This window comes from Saccharothrix texasensis (assembly GCF_003752005.1).
Lineage (GTDB): Bacteria > Actinomycetota > Actinomycetes > Mycobacteriales > Pseudonocardiaceae > Actinosynnema > Actinosynnema texasense.
In genome coordinates this window covers 2,613,345-2,629,947 of the sequence record NZ_RJKM01000001.1, presented here as the reverse complement: position 1 = coordinate 2,629,947, position 16,603 = coordinate 2,613,345, and the positions used below count along the sequence as shown (strand labels likewise).

23 protein-coding genes are annotated in these 16,603 nt (G+C 73.5%); 16 read left to right on the top strand and 7 right to left on the bottom strand.

Annotated elements, in window-relative coordinates:
- Nucleotides 1-3: 3 nt before the first annotated feature.
- Nucleotides 4-747: a hypothetical protein gene (locus EDD40_RS10200; RefSeq protein WP_123742691.1), complete on the bottom strand. Its 744-nt coding sequence runs from the start codon at nt 745-747 to the stop codon at nt 4-6.
- Between the two features lie 92 nt (nt 748-839).
- Here EDD40_RS10200 and EDD40_RS41600 point away from each other — a divergent pair, with 92 nt between their 5' ends.
- Complete coding sequence (locus tag EDD40_RS41600; RefSeq protein ID WP_170185020.1) at nt 840-998, top strand: hypothetical protein; 159 nt, start codon at nt 840-842, stop codon at nt 996-998.
- A 25-nt stretch (nt 999-1,023) separates the two neighbouring features.
- On the opposite strand, the gene EDD40_RS10195 is transcribed toward EDD40_RS41600, so the two are convergent.
- The gene (locus tag EDD40_RS10195) at nt 1,024-1,764 is read right to left on the bottom strand and encodes a ZIP family metal transporter (RefSeq protein ID WP_123742690.1); all 741 of its coding nucleotides are present in this window, start codon (nt 1,762-1,764) and stop codon (nt 1,024-1,026) included.
- Between the two features lie 45 nt (nt 1,765-1,809).
- Between EDD40_RS10195 and EDD40_RS10190 the strand changes: the two genes are divergently transcribed.
- Entirely contained in the window at nt 1,810-2,829 is a 1,020-nt protein-coding gene (locus EDD40_RS10190; protein WP_123742689.1) for an NAD-dependent epimerase/dehydratase family protein, read from the top strand.
- A gap of 22 nt (nt 2,830-2,851) precedes the next feature.
- On the opposite strand, the gene EDD40_RS10185 is transcribed toward EDD40_RS10190, so the two are convergent.
- Nucleotides 2,852-3,097 carry a DUF6480 family protein gene (locus EDD40_RS10185; RefSeq protein ID WP_123742688.1) on the bottom strand — a complete coding sequence of 82 codons (246 nt, stop codon included), beginning with the start codon at nt 3,095-3,097 and terminating at the stop codon, nt 2,852-2,854.
- 76 nt (nt 3,098-3,173) lie between these two features.
- On the opposite strand from EDD40_RS10185, the gene EDD40_RS10180 reads away from it, so the two are divergent.
- From EDD40_RS10180 to EDD40_RS10165, 4 genes are read left to right on the top strand one after another with little or no spacing between them, the layout of a single operon-like run.
- Complete coding sequence (locus EDD40_RS10180; protein WP_123742687.1) at nt 3,174-3,743, top strand: nucleotidyltransferase family protein; 570 nt, start codon at nt 3,174-3,176, stop codon at nt 3,741-3,743.
- Nucleotides 3,743-3,991, top strand: coding sequence for a BON domain-containing protein (locus tag EDD40_RS10175; RefSeq protein ID WP_123742686.1), 249 nt, complete (start codon nt 3,743-3,745; stop codon nt 3,989-3,991). The genes EDD40_RS10180 and EDD40_RS10175 overlap by 1 nt, the downstream gene beginning before the upstream one ends.
- Nucleotides 3,988-4,716 (top strand): metallophosphoesterase family protein, encoded by a 729-nt coding sequence (locus EDD40_RS10170; RefSeq protein ID WP_123742685.1) that lies wholly within the window; start codon nt 3,988-3,990, stop codon nt 4,714-4,716. Before EDD40_RS10175 ends, EDD40_RS10170 begins: the two co-directional genes overlap by 4 nt.
- Before the next feature lie 4 nt (nt 4,717-4,720).
- A complete protein-coding gene (locus EDD40_RS10165; protein ID WP_123742684.1) occupies nt 4,721-5,248 on the top strand; it encodes a hypothetical protein in 528 nt (175 codons plus the stop codon).
- A gap of 360 nt (nt 5,249-5,608) precedes the next feature.
- Here EDD40_RS10165 and EDD40_RS10160 read toward each other — a convergent pair whose 3' ends face one another.
- The gene (locus EDD40_RS10160) at nt 5,609-6,127 is read right to left on the bottom strand and encodes an SRPBCC family protein (RefSeq protein ID WP_123742683.1); all 519 of its coding nucleotides are present in this window, start codon (nt 6,125-6,127) and stop codon (nt 5,609-5,611) included.
- Between the two features lie 147 nt (nt 6,128-6,274).
- Between EDD40_RS10160 and EDD40_RS10155 the strand changes: the two genes are divergently transcribed.
- From EDD40_RS10155 to EDD40_RS10115, 9 genes are all read left to right on the top strand, one after another.
- Nucleotides 6,275-6,790, top strand: a complete 516-nt coding sequence (locus EDD40_RS10155) for a D-glycero-alpha-D-manno-heptose-1,7-bisphosphate 7-phosphatase (RefSeq protein WP_201439658.1) — start codon at nt 6,275-6,277, stop codon at nt 6,788-6,790.
- Entirely contained in the window at nt 6,787-7,779 is a 993-nt protein-coding gene (locus EDD40_RS10150) for a glycosyltransferase family 9 protein (RefSeq protein WP_123742682.1), read from the top strand. The genes EDD40_RS10155 and EDD40_RS10150 overlap by 4 nt, the downstream gene beginning before the upstream one ends.
- Complete coding sequence (locus EDD40_RS10145) at nt 7,776-8,654, top strand: glycosyltransferase (RefSeq protein WP_123742681.1); 879 nt, start codon at nt 7,776-7,778, stop codon at nt 8,652-8,654. Before EDD40_RS10150 ends, EDD40_RS10145 begins: the two co-directional genes overlap by 4 nt.
- A complete protein-coding gene (locus EDD40_RS10140) occupies nt 8,651-9,856 on the top strand; it encodes a glycosyltransferase (protein ID WP_123742680.1) in 1,206 nt (401 codons plus the stop codon). The genes EDD40_RS10145 and EDD40_RS10140 overlap by 4 nt, the downstream gene beginning before the upstream one ends.
- Nucleotides 9,853-10,428 (top strand): D-sedoheptulose-7-phosphate isomerase, encoded by a 576-nt coding sequence (locus tag EDD40_RS10135; RefSeq protein ID WP_123742679.1) that lies wholly within the window; start codon nt 9,853-9,855, stop codon nt 10,426-10,428. Before EDD40_RS10140 ends, EDD40_RS10135 begins: the two co-directional genes overlap by 4 nt.
- The gene (gene rfaE2, locus EDD40_RS10130) at nt 10,425-11,711 is read left to right on the top strand and encodes a D-glycero-beta-D-manno-heptose 1-phosphate adenylyltransferase (protein WP_123742678.1); all 1,287 of its coding nucleotides are present in this window, start codon (nt 10,425-10,427) and stop codon (nt 11,709-11,711) included. Before EDD40_RS10135 ends, rfaE2 begins: the two co-directional genes overlap by 4 nt.
- Nucleotides 11,711-12,391, top strand: a complete 681-nt coding sequence (locus EDD40_RS10125) for an SDR family oxidoreductase (RefSeq protein WP_123742677.1) — start codon at nt 11,711-11,713, stop codon at nt 12,389-12,391. The genes rfaE2 and EDD40_RS10125 overlap by 1 nt, the downstream gene beginning before the upstream one ends.
- 92 nt (nt 12,392-12,483) lie before the next feature.
- Entirely contained in the window at nt 12,484-12,780 is a 297-nt protein-coding gene (locus tag EDD40_RS10120) for a hypothetical protein (protein ID WP_148088749.1), read from the top strand.
- A gap of 11 nt (nt 12,781-12,791) precedes the next feature.
- Complete coding sequence (locus EDD40_RS10115; protein WP_123747909.1) at nt 12,792-13,310, top strand: DUF6328 family protein; 519 nt, start codon at nt 12,792-12,794, stop codon at nt 13,308-13,310.
- A 9-nt stretch (nt 13,311-13,319) separates the two neighbouring features.
- Here EDD40_RS10115 and EDD40_RS10110 read toward each other — a convergent pair whose 3' ends face one another.
- From EDD40_RS10110 to EDD40_RS10100, 3 genes are all read right to left on the bottom strand, one after another.
- Nucleotides 13,320-13,994, bottom strand: a complete 675-nt coding sequence (locus EDD40_RS10110; RefSeq protein ID WP_123742675.1) for a DUF6766 family protein — start codon at nt 13,992-13,994, stop codon at nt 13,320-13,322.
- Between the two features lie 82 nt (nt 13,995-14,076).
- Nucleotides 14,077-14,445, bottom strand: a complete 369-nt coding sequence (locus EDD40_RS10105; protein ID WP_148088748.1) for a hypothetical protein — start codon at nt 14,443-14,445, stop codon at nt 14,077-14,079.
- Between the two features lie 17 nt (nt 14,446-14,462).
- Nucleotides 14,463-15,635, bottom strand: coding sequence for a zinc-dependent alcohol dehydrogenase (locus EDD40_RS10100; RefSeq protein WP_123742673.1), 1,173 nt, complete (start codon nt 15,633-15,635; stop codon nt 14,463-14,465).
- 117 nt (nt 15,636-15,752) lie between these two features.
- Between EDD40_RS10100 and EDD40_RS10095 the strand changes: the two genes are divergently transcribed.
- Nucleotides 15,753-16,574, top strand: coding sequence for an SDR family oxidoreductase (locus tag EDD40_RS10095; protein WP_123742672.1), 822 nt, complete (start codon nt 15,753-15,755; stop codon nt 16,572-16,574).
- The last annotated feature ends 29 nt before the right edge of the window (nt 16,575-16,603 follow it).

The following is a 16,603-nucleotide window of genomic DNA, read 5'->3' as shown; positions in this document are numbered from 1 at the left end:
TCCTCAGCGCGTGCGGTCGAGGTACACGCAGGACAGCAGGGCCAGCGCCAACATCAGCGCGAGGGCGGAGTCGTCCGGGCGAGGTGGCCGGTGGCCGCGCACGACCTCGGACGCCATCCGGTGCACTTCTTCGCCCCGGAACAGCACGTGCGGCGGGATCACGTCCCGCTCGCGCAGCGCGTGCAAGCCGCCCAGCGGGTCGGGGTGGTGCGTCTCGCGCGCACCGACCGCCTCGACCAGCGACCTGACCAGCCCCAGGGTGGCCGCGTGCGCCCCGGTCGAGTGGGCGGTGCAGGCCGCCTCGTAGATCGAGACCAGCTCAGGCGGGGCGGCCGCGGTCAACGGGTCGAACGGTGGCACGCCGCCCGACTGCAGGTACACCGAGCCGTGGTGCACCTCGATGTTCGTGTTGCCGTACCGGGTGACTTGGCCGGTGGGCAGGCCGAGTTCCGAGCCCAACTCCTCCGCGCGGTCGTCGAGCCCGAGGCGTTCGGCGTCGATTACCTCGTACAGCCTGCGGAAGCGGTCGACGTCGCCTTCCAGCGCGATCACGATGTCCTCGACGACCGGCCACTTGGCGATCCGGCCGGACACCAGGACGCCGTGGATCGTCGACGCGGCGCGCTTGGACGAGTCGGCCAGCTCGCGCATGGCCGGCCTGCCGCGGCGGACGTACAGCTCGCGCAGTTCGTCCAGGAGCCGCTTCTCCGACTCCTTCTGGTCGGTCATCGGCCGCAGTTCGGTCATCGCACTCTCCCGTGTTGCCAGTTCGGCACACGCCAGCGTACCGTCGTTCGCATCATTCGCGAATGTTCGCGAATATTCGGCGGGGAGGTGTCGTGGTCGACTGGCGACTGATCGCGTTAGTGGTGGTCTTCCTGGGGTTCGCCTGGTTCGCCCGCAAGAGGGAGGACTGGGTGCAGCCGATCCTGGTGGGTGTTGCCATGGCAACGCTGTTCGGCGGCCTGCTGTTCCTCGGCATCCCCTTGATCAAGTAGAGCCGCTCGGACAGGGTGGAGCCGCTCAGAGGTGGGACAGGGCGAAGGCGCTCAGGAAACCGGCCACGGTCACGACGCCCACCAGCAGGTGGGCGTCGTCGAACGCCTCGGGGATCATCGTGTCGGCGATCATCGACAGGATCGCCCCGCCGGCGAACGCGGTGATCCCGGCGAGCCACTGGGGCGGCGCGCCGGCCAGCAACCCGTAGCCCGCCATCGCCGCCAGGCCGCTCACCACGGCGATCCCGGTCCACAGGCCGAACACGTAGCGCGGCGACCGGCCGGCCCCGCGCATGCCCGCCGCCGACGACAGCCCCTCCGGCACGTTGCTGACGAACACCGCCGCCACGGTCACCGCGCTCACCCCGCCGCCGGCGAGCAGGCTCGCGCCGATCACCACCGACTCCGGGATGCCGTCCAGCAGCGCGCCGACCGCGATGGCCGTGCCCGACCCGCCCTGCTCCGACTCCGAGGGCTGCAACCCGCCCGACCGCTTGCGGTGGCGCGCGCCGCGCTTGGCCAGCGCCACGTTCGCCGCCGTGTAGACCAGTGCCCCGATCGCCGCGCCGGACGCCGTGGGCAGCAGGCCGCCCAGCTCGTGCGCCTCGGCGATCAGGTCGAACGCCACCGCCGACATCAGCACGCCGCTGCCGAAGCCCATCACCCCGGCGACCACGCCGCGCGGCACCCGCGCCAGGTAGCCCACCAGCGCGCCGAGCAGCAGCGCGGACCCGGCCAGCAACCCCCAACCCGCCGCCTGCAGCACCCGGCCTCCCCGTGTCACACCGCGTCGAGCGGGTACCCGACCGCCATGAGGATCGTCGTCACCGGCGCCACCGGCAACCTGGGCACCGCCCTGCTGCGCCGCATCGCCGACGAACCGGACATCACCGCCCACGGCGTCTCCCGCCGCCCGCCCGAGCCCGGACCACCGTACGACGCGGTCACCTGGACCCCGGTCGACCTCAGCCGCGACGGCGCGGAGGAGCCGCTCACCGAGGCCTTCCGCGACGCCGACGCCGTCGTGCACCTCGCCTGGCGCATCCAGCCGGGCCACGACGAACGGGCCCTCTACCAGGCCAACGTCGCCGGCAGCGAGCGCGTGTTCGCCGCCGCGGCGAAGGCGGGCGTCCCGCACCTCGTCCACATGTCGTCCGTCGGCGCCTACTCGCCGGCCTCGAAGGACCGGACCGTGGACGAGACCTGGCCGACCGACGGTCTCGTGAACTCCTACTACAGCCGGCACAAGGCCGCCGTCGAGCACCTGCTCGACCAGGTGGAACGCGAACACCCCCGGCTCGTCGTCACCCGGGTCCGCCCCGGCCTGGTCCTCCAGCCGGCCGCCGCCGCCGAGATCAAGCGGTACTTCCTCGGCCCCCTGGTGCCGCACGCCCTGTTCCGCCCCGACGTCCTCGCCAAGCTGCCCGTGCTGCCCCTGCCGCGCACGATGGTGTTGCAGTTCGTGCACGCCGACGACGTGGCCGACGCCCTGGTGAAGATCCTCGCCACCAGGGCCGAGGGCGCGTTCAACCTCGTCACCGACCCGGTCGTGACGCCGCAGGTGCTCGCCGAGGTCATGGGCACGCGGCACGTGGTGATCCCGCCCGCGGTGCTGCGCAACGCCGCCCGGATCAGCTGGCACCTGCGCCTGCAACCGACCTCGCACGGCTGGGTCGACCTGGCCCTCACCGCGCCGCTGCTGGACGCGACCAAGGCGTTCACCCGGCTGGGCTGGGCGCCCCGGCACAACGCCCGCGACACCCTCAGGCAGCTCCTCGACGGCATCGGCCGCGAGCAAGGCCTTCAGCCCAGCCCCCCGCTGAAGCCCTGATCCGCAAGCCCTCCGCCCCTGCTCAGTAGCCCTCGAACAGGTTCGTCCACCCCATCACCTGGGCCACGACGAAGGCCAGCGCCAGCAGCGTCACGATCAGCACGGCCACCAGCGTGACGATCGGGGCGCGCCGGGACGGCATGGGTTGCGGGTGGGACAGGCCGGACGTCTGGCCGGAGTCGGGCGGCGTCTCGCCGGGGGAGACGCCGCCACCGGGTTCCAGACCGGGCGTGCGGTCCGGGTCGGGGTCGGGCGGTGTGGCAGTCATGCCGGATGGACTACCCCGTGCGGGCGGCACTACCCGCAGCCGTGTGAACACCCAGCCGTACGGGTAGTCAGCAGGCATGAGCGGTGTCCAAAACGAGTTGCTGCGCACCTTGACCAAAGTCGCCAAAGCCCTGCGCTCGCACGACATCCCGTTCGCCTTGGCGGGCGGGTGCGCGGTGTACGCCAGAGGCGGTCCCGCGACGGAGCACGACGTGGACATCCTGGTGCGGGAAGAGGACGCCCGCGCGGCGGTGAGCGCGCTCGTCGAAGCGGGCATGAGGGCCGCGACGCCACCCGAGGACTGGTTGCTGAAGGTCTACGACGGCGATTCGCTGGTGGACCTGCTGTTCCGGCCCAACGAGGTGCCGGTGACCGACGCGACGCTGTCGCGGGCAGAGGAGCTGCAGGTCGGGTCCGTGGTGCTGCCGGTCATGCCGGCCACCGAGGTGCTGATCGGCAAGCTGCTCGTCCTCGACGGCCACCGCTGCGACTTCAGCGAGCTGCTGCCGTTCGCCCGCGCGCTGCGCGAGCAGATCGACTGGGAACGCGTCCGCGAAGCCACGAAGCACTCCCCGTACGCCGAGGCGTTCCTCGTGCTGGTCGAACGCCTCGACCTCCTGCACTCACCGATGACCAGGAGCGCCTGATGACCGCAGAGCAATATCTCTCCGCCCGGCTGCGCCAAGCGCTGGCCGAGGACCCGCGCACCACGGAGCTGGGCGTGCGGGTGACCGTGCGCGGCGACCACGTGCTGCTGTCCGGTGACGTGGCGAGCCCGGAGCGGCGCGCCGAGCTCGAAGCCGTGATCCACGACGTGGCGCCGGAGCTGACCGTGCTCGACGACGTGAAGGTGGTGCCGTCCGACGCGCCGGTCGGCCGAGAGGAGATTCGATGATCCGCATCGCCGCGGTGGGTGACGTGCACCTGGGCGAGGACGCGCGCGGCCGCCTGCGGCCCGCGCTGGACGAGCTCGGCGACTGCGCCGACGTGCTGCTGCTGGCCGGCGACCTGACCCGGCACGGCACGGTGTCCGAGGCGCGGGTGGTGGCCGACGAGTTCGGCGGGCTGCCCGTGCCCGTGGTCGCGGTGCTCGGCAACCACGACCACCACGACGACAAGCCGCACGAGGTGACCGCCGTGCTGCGGGACGCGGGCATCACCGTGCTGGAGGGCGAGACGACCACCATCGGCGTGGACGGCCACACGCTGGGCGTCGCCGGGGTGAAGGGCTTCGGCGGCGGGTTCGCGGGCAAGTGCGGCAGCGCGTTCGGCGAGCCGGAGATGAAGGCGTTCATCCGGCACACCACCGAGATCGCCGACTCGCTCCGCGTCGCCCTCGACAGCCTCGACACGGACGTGAAGGTGGCGTTGACGCACTACTCGCCGGTGCCGGACACGTTGCGGGGCGAGCCGCCGGAGATCTACCCGTTCCTCGGCTCCTACCTGCTCGGCGAGGCGATCGACGCCGGCGGCACGCAGCTGGCCGTGCACGGGCACGCGCACTTCGGCAACGAGCACGGCATGACGCCCGGCGGCGTGCGGGTGCGCAACGTCGCGCAGCCGGTGATCCGGTCGGCTTACACGGTCTACTGCGTGGAACCCGCCGTGGTGGAGGTGTAGCCGCGTGGAGGAGGAACCGAGGGCGGGCGGCCCGTCCGTGGTGTGGGCGGGCCCGCCGGACGCGCCGGCGGTGGTCGTCCTCGACCCGGCGGGGGTCGGCAGGCACGGCGACCTGCCGGGCACGTGGCGCCCGTTGACGGAGCACCTGCAGGTCATGTGGTGCCGACTGCCCGCGGCGGACGAGCCGTGGCAGGAGGTGGACGAGGTGCTGTCCGAGTTCGCCGACCGCGCGGTGCCGGTGCACCTGGTGGCGGGCGCGGCGGCCGGTTCCGGCGTCGGGGAGCTGATCCACCGCCACCAGGACCTGATCACCTCCGCCCAGACCTTCGCCGCCCCCGTGCCGCTCGGGCACCCGGAGGTGGTGCTGGAGGTCCTGCGGGAGCTGCTGGCCCAGGACGTCGAGCCGCAGGCCCCCGGTGAGGGCGAACCGGCCGTCGACGGCCCTCCCGACCCCGGGTCGCTGCTCGGTGACGCGGCCTCGGCGCTGCGCCGGTCGGTGGGGCAGCTGTTCGACCGGCTGAAGGACGGCTAGCGAGGAGACACCGCACGCACATCGAGGCCCGCAGGCGGTTGCGCCTGCGGGCCTCGGCGCACGTGCCGCTCGTCGGCGGCCGCCGGCGACTGCCCCCAGGGCTTCGCCCGGCCTCAAACACCGGTGCGGATCGGAGTGCCGCCCACCGAACCGGGCCGTCTCGCCGGCCTCTCGCCGAGCCGCAGCCCCACCACGCCGACCCGTTCGCGCCCGACCCGCCCCCGAACGCGCGGGAGCCCCGCCGGACCAGGTCCGGCGGGGCTCCCACTGGTGGTCAACCGTCGTCGACCGGCGGGCGGGGGCGGGGGATCGGGGGGTTCGACCCGCTCCGGTCCCCCGGCACCCGACCCGCCTGCGCGCTCATCGCAGCGGATCGCCCGGGCGTCCGGCGTCCGGCAGGTCGTGGCGCGTCTCGCCGGCCTGCGGCGGGCGGCTCACGTCACCCCGCCACGCGCCGGTCTCCGCGCCGCGTCCCTCGATGAACTCCTTGAACCGGTCCAGGTCGCCGGACACGCGGTGCCCGACCACGCCCATCGCCGCACCGGCCTTCTCGGTGAGCGTCTGCGGGTCGAACTCCATCTGCACGTGCACGCGGGTGTGCCGGTCGTCGATCCGGTGGAACGTCACCACGCCACCCTGGGGCGGGCCGTCGACCGTGTGCCAGGCGACGCGCTCGTCCGGGTGCTGCTCGGTGATCTCGGCGTCGAACTCGCGCGTCACACCACCGATCTTGGTGACCCAGTGCGTCCGGGTCGGGGTGATCTGCGTGATGCGCTCGACGCCCTCCATGAACTGCGGGAACGACTCGAACTGCGTCCACTGGTTGTACGCGGTCGTGACCGGGACCTCGACGTCCACGGACTTCTCGATCGTCGTCACTGCAACAACCTCTCCTCGGGAATCGAGTTCGACACCCGGTTACCCGTCCGAGCGGTTCCACACACATCCGTTCCACCACTGAGTGACGGTGAGTAGCGCCTCCGCCGAGAAGCGTTTGCTTCCACTCGCACCGGCTAACTCTCCTCTGTGGACCAGTACCCCGACGCGGTTCTCTTCGACCGCGACGGCACGCTCATCAGCGACGTGCCCTACAACGGCGACCCGGAGCGGGTGCGACCGATGCCCGGAGCGGGCGACGTCCTGCGGGCGCTGCGGGAGCGCGGAGTGCGCACGGGAGTCGTCAGCAACCAGTCCGGCATCGGCCGCGGCCTGCTCACCCGCGCCCAGGTGGACGCGGTGAACGCCAAGGTCGAGGACCTGCTCGGGCGGTTCGGCACGTGGCAGGTCTGCCCGCACCACCCGGACGACGGCTGCGAGTGCCGCAAACCCGCGCCCACCATGATCCTCCGCGCCTGCGCCGCCCTCGGCGCGCGCCCGGAGCGCACCTACTTCATCGGTGACATCGAGGCCGACGTCGAAGCCGCCCTCGCCGCCGGCGCGACCCCGATCCTCGTGCCCACACCCGTCACCCTGCCCGACGAGGTCGACCGGGCGCCCCTCACCGCGCCCGACCTGCGATCCGCGCTGGCGATGGTCCTATGAGGACGCTGGTGGCCCGGCTCGACAACGACGGCGACGTCCTGCTCGCCGGCCCGGCCGTGCGCGCCGCCGCCCAAGCGGGCGAAGTCGTGCTGCTGTGCGGGCACTCCGGCGCGCAGGCAGCCGAACTGCTGCCCGGCGTGCACCGCGTCGTGCGGTGGGACTGTCCCTGGATCACCTACCCGCCGCCGGACGTCCGCACCCCGGACATCGAGGGGATCGTCGCGCTGCTCAAGGGAATCCGCGCCGACGTCGCGCTGGTCCTCACCTCCTTCCACCAGAGCCCGCTGCCACTCGCCCTGCTCCTCAAGCTCGCCGGCGTGCCGAAGGTCGTGGCCCGCTCCACCGACTACCCGGGCTCGCTCCTCGACGTCCGGCTGCGCGACGACCCCGAGCTGCCGGAAGCCGAACGGGCGCTGGAAGTCGCCCGCGCCGCCGGTTTCGACCTCCCGCCCGGCGACGACGGCCGGCTCGCCGTCACCACACCGCCGGAGCCGGCCGAACTCGGCCCGTACGTCGTCCTGCACCCGGGAGCCTCCGTGCCCGCCCGCGCCTGGTCGCCCGACCGGTGCGCCGAGGCCGTCACCGCGCTCACCGAGGCCGGGCACCGCGTCCTGGTCACCGGCGGCCCGAACGAGACCGCGCTGACCAGGCACGTGGCCGGCACGCGCGGCGTGGACCTCGGCGGCCGGACGACGTTCGCCGAACTGGCCGGGCTGCTGGCCCGCGCGGACGCCGTCGTGGTCGGCAACACCGGGCCCGCGCACCTCGCCGCCGCGGTCGGCACGCCGGTCGTGTCCTTGTTCTCACCCGTCGTGCCCGCCCACCGGTGGGCGCCGCACGGGCCGCACGTGCTGCTCGGCGACCAGGACGCACCGTGCCGCGACTCGCGCGCACGGGTCTGCCCGGTGCCCGGACACCCGTGCCTTGACCGGGTGACGGCCGACCGGGTCGTCACCGCCGTCGCCGACCTCGTGGGGGTGCGGACGTGAAGATCCTGCTGTGGCACGTGCACGGCTCGTGGACGAACGCGTTCGTCCGGGGCGGTCACGAGTACCTGATCCCCGGGCCGCCCCACGGCATCGGCCTGTCCGGGCGCGACTGGCCGGCCGCCCGCGAGGTGGACGTGTCCGAAGTGGACGCCGACCTCGCGGTGCTGCAACGGCCGGTCGAGGTCGGCCTGGTGCCCACCGGCGTCCCGGTCGTGTACCTGGAGCACAACACGCCCCGGTTCCCGAACCAGGTCCACCCGCTCAAGGACTGGCCGGGCACCATCGTCCACGTCACCCACTTCAACGACCTGATGTGGGACTGCGGCACCGCGCGCACGGTCGTCATCGAGCACGGCGTGGTCGACCCCGGCCTCCTCTACACCGGTGAGCTGCCCCGCGCCGCCGTCGTGGTCAACGACCCGGTGCGCCGGGGCCGGGCGGTCGGCACGGACCTGCTGCCCCGGTTCGCCGAGGCGGCGCCGCTGGACGTCTACGGCATGAAGACCCACAAGCTGGGCGCGATGGGTCGCGGTGACCACGACCTGGGGTCGCTGCACCGCGAACTGGCCCTGCGGCGGCTCTACCTGCACCCGGTGCGGTGGACGTCGCTGGGGCTGTCGCTGATCGAGGCGATGCACCTGGGGATGCCCGTGGTGGCGCTGGCGTGCACCGAGGCGGTGCGCGCGGTGCCGCCGGAGGCGGGCGTGGTGTCCACCGACGTGGACGAGCTGGTGCGGGCCGTGGCCGAGCTGGTCGCGGACCCCGCCCTGGCCAGGCAGAAGGGGAAGCAGGCCAGGGAGTTCGCCCTGGCCAGGTACGGACTCGACGCCTTCCTGCGGAGTTGGGACCGGTTGCTGACAGGAGTGAGCGGATGAGGATCGCGATGGTGTCCGAGCACGCCGGCCCGCTGGCCGCCCTGGGCGGTGTCGACGCGGGCGGGCAGAACGTGCACGTCGCCGCGCTGTCGGAGGCGCTGTCGGCACTGGGGCACGACGTGGTGGTGCACACCCGCCGCGACGACCCGGGCCTGCCCGAGCGCGTGCGCACCGAGCAGGGCTACGACGTCGTGCACGTGCCCGCCGGTCCCGCCCACCCGGTGCCGAAGGACGAGCTGCTGCCGCACATGGGGGACTTCGCCCGCTTCCTGGAGCAGCAGTGGCAGGAGGAACGACCGGACGTCGTGCACGCGCACTTCTGGATGTCCGGCCTGGCCTCGGTGCTCGCCGCGCGCAAGGTCGGCGTGCCCGTCGTGCAGACCTACCACGCCCTGGGCACGGTGAAGCGCCGCCACCAGGGCGCGGACGACACCAGCCCGCCCCAGCGGATCGGCATCGAGCGGATGATCGGGCGCGAGGCCGACCGGATCGCCGCGACGTGCGCCGACGAGGTGGTCGAGCTGATGCGCATGGGCGTGCGGCGGTCCCGGATCTCCGTCGTGCCGTGCGGGGTGGACCCGACGCGCTTCCGGCCCGAGGGCCCCACGCTGCGCCGCCGCCTCCCGCACCGCGTCGTCTCCGTCGGCAGGCTGGTGCCGCGCAAGGGCTTCCAGGACCTGATCACCGCGTTGCGGTCGCTGCCGGACACCGAGCTGGTCATCGCGGGCGGCCCGGTGGACGTGGAGTCCGACCCGGAGGCGCGGCGGCTGGCCGCGCACGCGGAACGGCTCGGCGTGCGGAACCGGCTGTGCCTGGCCGGCCAGGTGTCGCGGGACGCCATGCCCGCCTTGCTGCGCTCGGCCGACGCGGTGGCGTGCGTGCCCTGGTACGAGCCGTTCGGCATCGTGCCGCTGGAGGCCATGGCGTGCGGGGTGCCGGTGGTGGCGAGCGCCGTCGGCGGCCTGATCGACACCGTGGTGGACGGCGTGACCGGCGTGCTCGTGCCGCCGCGCGACCCGTCCGCGCTGGCCCGCGCGCTGCACTCGCTGCTCGCCGACCAGGCCCGGCGGGAGGCGTGCGGGCTCGCGGGCCTGGACCGGGTCGGCGTGCGCTACACGTGGAGCCGGATCGCCGAGGACACCGAACGCGTCTACGCGCGGGTCACGGCGGGTCGGCCGGTGGCCGTGGGAGGCGCGCGATGAGCGTCGAGACCCACCTGACCGGGCTGGCCCAGTCGCTGACCGGGCTGCGCGCCCAGGCGCCGCGGCTGACCCGCTGGGGCGGTGTGCTGGCCCGCAGGCTCAGCGACGGCGGCCGGCTGCTGGCGGCGGGCAACGGCGGGTCGGCCGCCGAAGCGCAGCACCTGACCGCCGAGCTCGTCGGCCGGTTCCGCGACGACCGGCGGCCCTTCTCGGCGATCGCGCTGTGCGCGGAGTCGTCCAGCGTCACCGCGATCGGCAACGACTACGGCTACGACCAGGTGTTCGCCCGGCAGGTCACCGCCCACGCCCGGCCGCAGGACGTGGTCGTGCTGCTGTCGACCAGCGGGTGCAGCCCCAACCTGATCGAGGCGGCGAAAGCGGCCAGGCAGGCGGGCGCGCACGTGTGGGCGATGACCGGCCCCGCCCCGAACCCGCTGGCGGAGGCGGTGGACGAGGTGCTGGCACTGCCCGGGGACCCGGCGAACGTGCAGGAAGCCCAGCTGGTCGCGGTCCACGCCCTGTGCGCGGCGTTCGAGGCCGCCCTGCCCTCCTCGGCACGGAGGGTCTCGTGAAACTGGTCGTCGTCGGTGACTCGCTGCTCGACGTGGACGTCCTGGGCACCGCCGAACGCCTGTGCCCGGACGCCCCCGCGCCCGTCCTGGACGTCGAGGAAGAACGCGCCCGGCCCGGCGGCGCGGGACTGGCCGCCGCCCTGGCCGCCGCCGACGGCGTGGACGTCACGCTCGTCACCGCCGTCGCCGACGACGAGGACGGCAGGCGGCTGCGGGACGAGCTGGCCGGGGTGCGGTCCGTGCTGGGGCCCTCGCCGACGCCCACCCCGGTCAAGACCAGGCTGCGCTGCGGCGACCAGTCGATCGCCCGGCTCGACCGGGGCGGCGGTCCCGGCGCGCCCCACGCCACCGACGACATGCTCGACGCCGTCCTCGAAGCGGACTGCGTGCTCGTCTCCGACTACGGCCGCGGGCTGGTGCGCGACGAACGGCTCCGCGGCGTGCTCGCCCGGCGCCCGGTGGTCTGGGACCCGCACCCGCGCGGCCCCGCCCCGGTGCCCGGCGCCCGCCTGGTCACGCCGAACGCGGCCGAGGCCAAGGCGTTCAGCGGCCACGCCGACCCCATGGACGCCCTCGAAGCCCTGCGCGCGCAGTGGCGGGCGCGGGCCGTCGTGGTCACGCTCGGCGCCGGCGGCGCGTTGCTGCACGGTGGCGGCACCCCTGTCGCCGTCCCCGCGCCGCGCGTGCCCGTGGTCGACCCGTGCGGCGCGGGCGACCGGTTCGCGGCGACGGTCGCGGTCCGCCTCATGCGCGGCGCCGCGATGGACGACGCGGTCGCGGACGCCGTGACGTCCGCCGCCGAGTTCCTGCGCCGCGGCGGCGCGTCCGGCTACCGGCCGGACGACCGGCTGTCCTCGGTGGACGTGGTCCGGGCCCGCGGCGGCACGATCGTCGCCACCGGCGGCTGCTTCGACCTGCTGCACGCCGGTCACGTCCGCACCCTGCGCGCCGCCCGGTCGCTCGGCGACTGCCTGGTGGTGTGCCTGAACTCCGACGCGTCCGTGCGCCGGCTCAAGGGCCCGGACCGGCCCGTGACGAAGGAGCAGGACCGCGTCGAGGTGCTGCGCGCGTTGGGCTGCGTGGACGACGTGGTGGTGTTCGAGGACGACACGCCGGAGCGCGTGCTGGCCGCCCTGCGCCCGGACGTGTGGGTCAAGGGCGGCGACTACACCGTCGAATCGCTACCGGAAGCGGACCTGGTGAGGGGCTGGGGCGGGCGGACCGTCGTCGTGCCCTACCACCGGGGCCGTTCGACCACCGAGATGCTGTCGAGGAGGGGCTGATGCTCGGTCAGGTGCTGGTGACCGGAGGCGCGTCCGGCTTGGGCGCGGCCGTGGTGCGCGCGGTGCACGAGATGGGCGGGCGACCGCTGGTGCTCGACAAGGCCGCCCCGTCGGCCCCGGAGGTGGCGGACTTCGAGTCCGTCGACCTGTCCGACACCAGGGCGGCGGAACGCGCGGTGAAGGCGATCGCCGAGCGCAACGGCGGCCTGCGGGCCGTCGTCACGGCGGCGGGCACGGACGCGTGCGGCCGGCTGGACGAGGTGTCCGGCGCGGACTGGGACCGGGTGGTGATGGTCAACCTGCTGGGCACCGCGGCGGTGGTGCGGGCGGCGTTGCCCGTGCTGGCCGGCGGTCGGGTGGTGACCATCGCGTCCACCCTCGGCATCAAGGCGGTCAGCGACGCCACCGCGTACTGCGCCTCGAAGTTCGGCGTGGTCGGTTTCACCAGGGCCCTGGCCGCCGAGACGGCCGGGCGGGTCGGTGTCACGCTGGTGATCCCCGGCGGCATGCGCACCCACTTCTTCGACGACCGGGCCGAGCAGTACCGGCCGCCGGACGACAGCAAGCTCAACCCGCCCGAGCGGGTCGCGGACGCGATCGTGTTCGCGTTGCGCCAGCCCGAGGGCTGCGAGGTCCGCGAACTCGTCGTCGCGCACGCCGAGGAGGGCTCGTGGCCGTAGCCGCCCGGCTGGACACGGCCGGGCGTCCGCCGAGGTGCTGCCGCCGACGGTGGCCAAGGGCGTGATCGTGCGCCGCCCCGGCGGTGGTGGCGGTGGCCGAGGAGGTGCGTGCGGGTGACCGGGCGCGGCGTCGCGCTGCTGCTCGACCCGGTGGCGAGCTGACGGACCTGCTGAAAGCGTTGCGGGGCAGAGCCAATCGGGCCTACCCGCACCCGCGTCAGGACGAGCTGCGCCGCCGGTTCGACGAGCGCGCGTGGCTGCCGGCGGGCACCACGTTCGTCGTGTTCACCCCGTACTTCCACCGCGACCCCGACGGGTTGCCACACGCCGCGCTGCCCGTGACGCTGGATCACTTCGGGCCGCGTTTCGTCACACGTAGTAATGATTGAACTGCCTGGTCATGGGGTACGTGGTGGCGGTGAGTCAGGCTGAGGAGTCACACCAACGGAGGTTGGCCCGCAACCTCAACGAGTTGTTGCAGGAGCTGCGCGTGGCGCAGGCCGGCGTGCAGATCCTGTTCGGCTTCCTGCTGTCGATCGCCTTCACCGAGCGGTACGCGTCGGCCGACGGCTACATCCGCGCCACCCACCTGATCACCATCCTGTTCGCCGCGTGCGCCGTCGCGCTGCTCACCGCGCCCGCGGCCTGGCACCGGCTGCTGTTCCGGCGGGGCAGGCGGGAAGACGTGATCGAGGTGGCGAACCGCTTCGCGATCATCGGCTTGGCGAACCTCGCGGTCGCCATGGTGGGCACGATCCTGCTGCTCGCCGAGGTCGTCATCGGCGGCTGGGTGGCCGTCGTGGTCGGCGCGTTCGCGGCCGTGCTGTTCGGCACGCTGTGGTTCGCGTGGCCGTGGCGCGAGCGGAGCCGGGACACCATCAGGAACGACGACGTGCCCGACGAGGACCGCGTCGAGTAGGCGGACCGGTCAGCCCGTCTCGTCCGTGCTGTGGTGCGGCGTGCCGACGGGCTTGGACTCCGGCGATCCCCGCTGTCGCAGGTAGACGCTCAGCACCACCATGGAGCCGATGGCCAGGAACTCCGACTGCCAGTTCTGCAGCGAGCGGTTCCAGAAGTCGGCCGACAGCACGTAGTCCCACCACGACACCGGGTCCTGGAAGGTGTTGAGCTGGTCGTTGTTGTACGAGCTGCGCCCGGCGACGGACTGGGCCAGCCACGAGCCGACGAACAGGCCGAGCATCACCAGGCCGAGCGAGTTCGAGTACAGCGCCGTGCGCCAGCCGCCCGCCTTCGCCCACGGCGGCGACTGCTCCTTCGCGTGCGCGCCGACCAGCTGGTCCTCGTCGGACTCCGCGCCCATCCGGTCGGCGGGCTTCGACTCGGGCGACCCGCGCTGCATCAACCACACCGTGGCGAAGATGAACAGGAAGAACTGGAGGTACTCGGACTGCCAGTTCTCGGCGACGTCCACCGCGAAGTCCGACGAGGTGACGTACTGCCAGAAGCCGATCGGGTCGCCGCCGTCGGTGAGCCGGTGGGCGTTCAGGTCGGCGTTGCCGGAGAACGCCTGGCCCACCAGCGCGCCGAGGAACAGCAGGCCGAACACCAGCCCCAAGCCGTTGTCCCGCAGGAACCTCTTCACGCTCCCACCAGCCCGATGACGCTGAAGTACACCAGCAGTGCCAGCACGCCCACCAGGTAGACGTAGAACATCCCGCGCTGCGTCACGGCCCACCCACCTCGCAGTGGTAGGGCCGCTCGCCCCGCGACTCGCAGCCGGCGCCGGACACCCGCCACCCCGACGCCAGCTCCCGCAGGAACAGCACGCCGCCGGACGTGCGGACCTGCGCCGCGTCACCCCAGACCTCGACCGTCCGCACCGCGCCGGTGGGCACGTCGAGCGACGAGCACTCCACGTCCTCGCGCGCCCGTTCGGTCAGCAGCCCGCAGGCGCGGTCGGTGTCGCCCGCCGAGACCGCCGCCGTGAACTCCTCCGCCGTGCGCCGGACCAGGTCGTCCGATCCCGTGCCGCACCCGCCTGCGACCAGGGCCACCGGCAACGCCACGGCGGGCAACCACCGAAAGCGGATCATGGCTGGACGATAGACCTTCAGGGGCGCAGCAGCACCTTGACGGCGCTGTCCTGCTTGCGCTGGAAGATCTCGTAGGCGTGCGGTGCCTGGTCGAGCGGCAGGTGGTGGGTGGCGAAGGAGTCGACGCCGAGCGGGTCGTCGTCGGTGAGCAGCGGCAGGATCTCCGGCACCCAGCGCCACACGTTGGCCTGGCCCATGCGCAGCTGCACCTGCTTGTCGAACAGGGTCAGCATCGGCATCGGGTCCGCCATCCCGCCGTACACACCGGACACCGAGATGGTGCCGCCGCGCCGCACGATGTCGATGGCCAGTCGCAGCGCGTGCAGCCGGTCCACGCCCGCCGTCCGCATGAACGGGGCCGCGATGGCGTCCGGCAGCAGGCCGACGGCCTGGTGGGCGAGCTTCGCGACCGGGGCGCCGTGCGCCTCCATGCCCACGGCGTCGATCACGGCCTCCGGGCCGCGCCCGCCGGTGAGCTCCCGGATGTGGTCGACCAGGTGGTTGTCGCGCACGTTCAGCACGGTCACGCCGTGCCCGCGCGCCCGCGCCATGCGCTCCGGCACGAGGTCGACGCCGATGACCGTCTCGACGCCGCGGTGCTGCGCGATCCGGGTCGCCATGTCGCCGATCGGGCCGAGCCCGAGCACGACCAGGCTGTCCCGCGTGCCCGCGTACTCCACCGCCTGCCACGCCGTGGGCAGCACGTCGGACAGGTAGACGAACCGGTCGTCCGGCGGGCCGTCCGGCACCTTGATCGGCAGCGTGTTGCCGAACGGCACCCGCAGGTACTCGGCCTGCCCGCCGGGCACCTGCCCGTACAGCTTGGTGTAGCCGAACAGCGCCGCGCCCGACCCCTGCTCGCGCACCTGGGTCGTCTCGCACTGCGACTGCAGGCCGCGGTCGCACATGAAGCACGAGCCGCAGGAGATGTTGAACGGCACCACGACCCGGTCGCCCGGGGCGACCGCGGTGACCTCCGCGCCGACCTCCTCGACCACGCCCATCGGCTCGTGCCCGAGGATGTCGCCCTCGTCGATGAACGGGCCCATCACCTCGTACAGGTGCAGGTCGGAACCGCACAGGCCGGTGGACGTGATGCGGACGATGACGTCGGTCGGCTCCTTCAGGATCGGATCCGGCACGGTGTCCACGCGCACGTCCCGCTTGCCGTGCCAGGTGACGGCCTTCATCGGTGCTCCTCCCGCTTGCCGCCGAGCTCGGACTGCCGGGTCGCCCGGCGAGGTCGACTGCCCGGAGCGTTCCCGGCACGGCGTGTGGCAAACCCGGCCGGGGGTACCCCGCGGCCCATGAGCGCACCACTTCCCCAGGAGCGGGCGGGCGCGCCGCTGCGCGCGGTCGTGACCGGGTCCGACTCCGGCATCGGCAGGGCCGTCGCGGTGGCGTTGGCGGGTGGCGGCGTGGACGTCGGCATCACGTTCCACACCGACGCCGACGGCGCGGAGGCCACCGCTCGCGAGGTCCGGGAGCAGGGCGTCCGAGCGGCCGTGCGGCAGCTCGACCTGACCGACCTGCCCGCCGCCGCGACCGCGGTCGACGACCTCGCCGCCGAACTGGGCGGCCTCGACGTGCTGGTCAACTGCGCCGGCACGGGCACCGCGCAGAAGGCCCTGGACATGGACTTCGACACCTGGCGGGGCGTGCTGTCGGTGGACCTCGACGGCGCGTTCCTGTGCGCGCAGCGCGCCGCGAGGCACATGATCGAAGCTGGTCGGGGCGGTCGGATCATCAACATCACGTCGGTCCACGAGCACCAGCCGAGGGTGGGCGCGGCGCCGTACTGCGCGGCCAAGGCGGGGCTCGGCGCGTTGACGAAGGTGTTGGCGCTGGAGCTGGCCGAGCACGCGATCACGGTGAACTCGGTCGCGCCCGGTGAGATCTCCACGCCGATGACGGGCCAGCAGGACGTGGACCCGCGCACCCAGCCGCGACCGGGCGTGCCGTTGGGACGTCCGGGTCACGCGGGCGAGGTGGCCGCCGTCGTCGCCTTCCTGGCCACGCCGGCGGCGGGCTACGTGACCGGCGCGTCGTTCGTCGTGGACGGCGGCATGACGCTCATGGGCCCGCAGGCGAGCCAGCTCCTGCCCGACCGCTCGTGGCTCGACCTCTGAGGCCGCCAGGAGCCGACCAGCGCCGCCGC

What these genes read in the sequence shown, in the direction of transcription:
- EDD40_RS10200 (WP_123742691.1), bottom strand. Translation starts at nt 747, where the DNA reads ATGACCGAACTGCGGCCGATGACCGACCAGAAGGAGTCGGAGAAGCGG.
- EDD40_RS10190 (WP_123742689.1), top strand. Translation starts at nt 1,810, where the DNA reads ATGAGGATCGTCGTCACCGGCGCCACCGGCAACCTGGGCACCGCCCTG.
- EDD40_RS10185 (WP_123742688.1), bottom strand. Translation starts at nt 3,097, where the DNA reads ATGACTGCCACACCGCCCGACCCCGACCCGGACCGCACGCCCGGTCTG.
- EDD40_RS10180 (WP_123742687.1), top strand. Translation starts at nt 3,174, where the DNA reads ATGAGCGGTGTCCAAAACGAGTTGCTGCGCACCTTGACCAAAGTCGCC.
- EDD40_RS10175 (WP_123742686.1), top strand. Translation starts at nt 3,743, where the DNA reads ATGACCGCAGAGCAATATCTCTCCGCCCGGCTGCGCCAAGCGCTGGCC.
- EDD40_RS10170 (WP_123742685.1), top strand. Translation starts at nt 3,988, where the DNA reads ATGATCCGCATCGCCGCGGTGGGTGACGTGCACCTGGGCGAGGACGCG.
- EDD40_RS10150 (WP_123742682.1), top strand. Translation starts at nt 6,787, where the DNA reads ATGAGGACGCTGGTGGCCCGGCTCGACAACGACGGCGACGTCCTGCTC.
- EDD40_RS10140 (WP_123742680.1), top strand. Translation starts at nt 8,651, where the DNA reads ATGAGGATCGCGATGGTGTCCGAGCACGCCGGCCCGCTGGCCGCCCTG.
- EDD40_RS10135 (WP_123742679.1), top strand. Translation starts at nt 9,853, where the DNA reads ATGAGCGTCGAGACCCACCTGACCGGGCTGGCCCAGTCGCTGACCGGG.
- EDD40_RS10125 (WP_123742677.1), top strand. Translation starts at nt 11,711, where the DNA reads ATGCTCGGTCAGGTGCTGGTGACCGGAGGCGCGTCCGGCTTGGGCGCG.
- EDD40_RS10115 (WP_123747909.1), top strand. Translation starts at nt 12,792, where the DNA reads ATGGGGTACGTGGTGGCGGTGAGTCAGGCTGAGGAGTCACACCAACGG.
- EDD40_RS10105 (WP_148088748.1), bottom strand. Translation starts at nt 14,445, where the DNA reads ATGATCCGCTTTCGGTGGTTGCCCGCCGTGGCGTTGCCGGTGGCCCTG.
- EDD40_RS10100 (WP_123742673.1), bottom strand. Translation starts at nt 15,635, where the DNA reads ATGAAGGCCGTCACCTGGCACGGCAAGCGGGACGTGCGCGTGGACACC.
- EDD40_RS10095 (WP_123742672.1), top strand. Translation starts at nt 15,753, where the DNA reads ATGAGCGCACCACTTCCCCAGGAGCGGGCGGGCGCGCCGCTGCGCGCG.